Source organism: Pseudomonas cyclaminis (genome assembly GCF_015163715.1).
GTDB classification, from domain to species: Bacteria; Pseudomonadota; Gammaproteobacteria; order Pseudomonadales; family Pseudomonadaceae; genus Aquipseudomonas; species Aquipseudomonas cyclaminis.
The window spans coordinates 1-2,149 of sequence record NZ_JADDUM010000140.1 but is presented as its reverse complement, the minus strand read 5'-3'; the positions used below and the strand labels follow the sequence as shown (position 1 = coordinate 2,149).

1 protein-coding gene is annotated in these 2,149 nt (G+C 62.2%); it reads right to left on the bottom strand.

The genetic code is table 11. The features are described from left to right. Positions 1-33: 33 nt before the first annotated feature. A partial coding sequence (locus tag IQK56_RS17825; protein WP_193901767.1) for a hypothetical protein occupies positions 34-2,149 on the bottom strand: 2,116 nt, incomplete at its 5' end.

Below are 2,149 nucleotides of genomic sequence, written 5' to 3'. Positions count from 1 at the left end.
CAGTAGAGCTGAGGCCACCAGCGTCGGTGACAGTCAGGTCGATCTTCGGCAGCGGTTGCCAGCGTTGACGAATTCGGCGCCTTTAGCGGTCAGCACCACGTTGTTGCCGGAGATGGCGTAGTAGCCGTCTGCGTTGGTGCCAGCGGTGAAGCTAACGGTCAGACCATCGCGTGGGGTTTCTTCGTCACGTGCGTTGAAGGTACCGGCAACGGTACCCGCTTCAGCAGCGTTCTCAACGATAGTGGCTGGCGTTACATCAATCAGCGGCACATCGTTGACCAGCGTCACACCCGGCGTAGCCGCATCGTGGGAGCTGCCCTTGTCGGCGTCGGTTACGGTCAGGTCAATGGCCGGCAGTTTGTTACCCGTATTGACGAAGTTCGCGCCCGCCAGGGTCAACACCACGGCGTTGCCCACGAGGGTGTAGTAGCCGTCTTTGTTGCTGTCGGCGGTGAAGGTGACTTTCAGATCGGCAATCGGGGTTTCGACGTCGCTGACGGTAAAGGTACCGGCGACGGTGCCTTCGTCGACCTGTTTTTCCACCAGGTCGTTTGCGACGACTTCAATCACCGGCAGGTCGTTGACCGCAATCACGTTGATTGGCAGCGTAATCGACTCGGACTTCGGCGTCGCATCGCCATCTTGCGCAGTGGCGGTAACGGTGAGGTTCACCAGGCCGTTGGCGTTTGGCACCGGGTTGTAGACCAGTGTGGCCTTGTTCCAGCTGCTGATATCGATGCTTTGCACGCCAGCCGTGGCCGTGAAGCTGTGGCCCGGCGTGCCATCGGAAATGGTCGCGCCTTCCGGAATGCCGCTGATTTCCAGTTTGAGCGTCTCGGAACCATCTGTGTCAGTGGCGTAAGCATCAATCGCGGACAACTTGATCGCGTGGTCTTCCAGGCCGGTGTTCAGCACTTGGGTCACGCTGATGTTGTCCAGCACGCCGCCAAGCGAGTTGTTGGTGTCGCCGGCCGGTGCCTTGAATTCGAGCTTGGCGTCACCGTCTGCGGTGACGGGCACGGTGAAGGTGTAGGTCTTCATGCCCACGACGGTGGTGTCCAGGGTACCGACTTTGACGCCGCCCCAGAACACGTCGATCACCGAGTTGTTCTCGGCGCCCGCACGCGGCGAGTAGTCGACCGAGATGGTGTAAGCAGTGCCGCTTTCAGCCTTGATGATGGTGTACAGGCTGGCGTCGTCGCCGGCGTTTTTCTCCAGCTCGATGACCGGGCTGTTGCCTGGGGTCTCTACGCCGTAGACGCTGCCTTGGCCGATTTCCACTTTGCCGTCGGCGTTGCCGGTCAGCCATTGGGTGTTCGGATTGGTGCCCGTGCCGGCTGCGTTATTGGCATCGCCAACCGCGACCGTGCCCCAGCCGCCGTTGATCGGGGCGCTGTCGAAGTTGATCGCGCTCACCACGCCGCCGCCGAGCAGGCCCAGGTGCGGGGTGTCGGTGACTGGCGCGATGGTGATTGCGGCGGTGGTGTCGCCGCTTGGTTTGCCGGCATTGTCGACGGCGGTGAAGGTCAGCGAAGTGCTGCCGCTCCAGTCGCCGGTCGGCGAGAAGTACACCGAAGCCTTGCCGTCGGCACCTGCGGGTACCGAGTCACCGACTTTCAGGGCGGTGGTGAGCGTCGAGTCGCTGTAGAGCGTGCCGTTGGTCGGCAAGGTGGTGATGACGAAGCTGGCAACGGAGCCATCCACGTCGGCGCCACTCAGGACGATGGTTGCGGCGTGGTCTTCGTTGGCACTGGCTGGCTCAGCCGAGGCAGTCGGAGCATCGTTGAACAGGTCGATGGTGACCTTGCCGGTGGCGCTGCCGGTTTCCGGTGGCTCGCGGTCAAGGTTGCCGCCGCCGATGTCGGTGACGTCGATGGTGACGGTGCGATCAGTACCCGCCGGATTGTTGCCCGGGGCCTGGAAGGTAATCGCTTCAACCAGCTTGATGAAGTCCGCCGCGCTGCTGCCGGCTGGCGAGTTGCTGGTCAGCGTGTAGACGACCTTGCCATCCGCGGCGCTGCCGGTTTCGGTAATGGTGATACCGGCAACAGCCAGGGCCTTGAGCACATCGGCATTGCTGAGCAGATCACCAGACACCAGGTGATCAACCGTGACCACCACTTTGCTGAAGGTGGAGTTGTCGACGTCG